The sequence below is a fragment of the Methylobacterium sp. E-046 genome, assembly GCF_022829625.1.
Taxonomy (GTDB): domain Bacteria; phylum Pseudomonadota; class Alphaproteobacteria; order Rhizobiales; family Beijerinckiaceae; genus Methylobacterium; species Methylobacterium longum.
The window spans coordinates 1-960 of the sequence record NZ_JAKSYP010000042.1 but is presented as its reverse complement, the minus strand read 5'-3'; the positions used below and the strand labels follow the sequence as shown (position 1 = coordinate 960).

Below are 960 nucleotides of genomic sequence, written 5' to 3'. Positions count from 1 at the left end.
CTGAGCGGCCGTTTCGGGAAGCAAGGTCAGGTAGGGGGCGACCAGCGCCCACTCTTCATCGCTGACATCAGACGGATAGGCGTGACGGGACTGCATCCCTCCGAAACTGGCGCAGCCGCAGGTCCGTAACAGCCTCTAGAGCGTCGCGGTACACAGGGCGCCCACGACAGGGCACGATATGTAGGCCATGGGCCGGCGCCCCGCGGTCTCCAGTCCCGCCGCACCGCGCCGACCCTCACGAGACCGCCCGGCCGAGGCGTCACGGGCGAGCCCCGAGGAACTGGCCCGGTTACGCCTGTCGTCGCGTGCTTGCCCGCTACAGGCCATGCGACGTCGCGAACGCCTCGGGCCCGTTTGCGGGAAGGACGGGTGCTGTAGCAGCCGCAAAGAGCGATGTCGCCGCGCCGGCTTGGAACCACCCTCCGCTTTGGCGCGACCGCGCCGGCGAGGCCGCACCGAGGCTACGGGGGGAGTTAAGCCTCGGTGCTGCTCTTCCGGCGCGCGGCATATGACCGGTCGCTGAGAACATAGTTGCGCAAAACGGTTAAGGGATCCTGTAGTCGATCCTGCGGCTTTACCGGTTCCATCGACCGAGGCGCCGCTTCCATCGCTCGCCAGGTGGCAGGGCAGCCGGCGCCCTAGTGATGCGTATCACCTGAGGGAGCGGCGCCGGCGGTGCTGGCGCGCGCGCTGGCTCCTCAGGCGCGACTTCGACGGCGGTCTCCGAGATCAGTTCCTCGACCATCTCGGAAGCGTTCGGTTTGGCCTTGGGCGGTCGTCCGCGCCGCGGCCTCTGCGATTGCTCTTCCGCAATCTGCATCAAAGTCGGCTCGACCTGCTGAGCCTCAGGCACGATCAGGTTGGGAAGGATCCGGCGAGACTCGGCACCGTGCCGAGGCGCCTTCGGCCCTACGACCAACAGTCTCTTGGCCTCCGCCAGCCACTCTACAGGCACCTGCT

The 960-nt window shown here is 67.7% G+C and carries 1 protein-coding gene; it reads right to left on the bottom strand.

Annotated features, from left to right (window positions below):
• Positions 1–96 (bottom strand): transposase (locus MKK82_RS02205; RefSeq protein ID WP_409566769.1); only part of this gene is annotated, 96 nt, incomplete at its 3' end.
• Positions 97–960 lie beyond the last annotated feature (864 nt).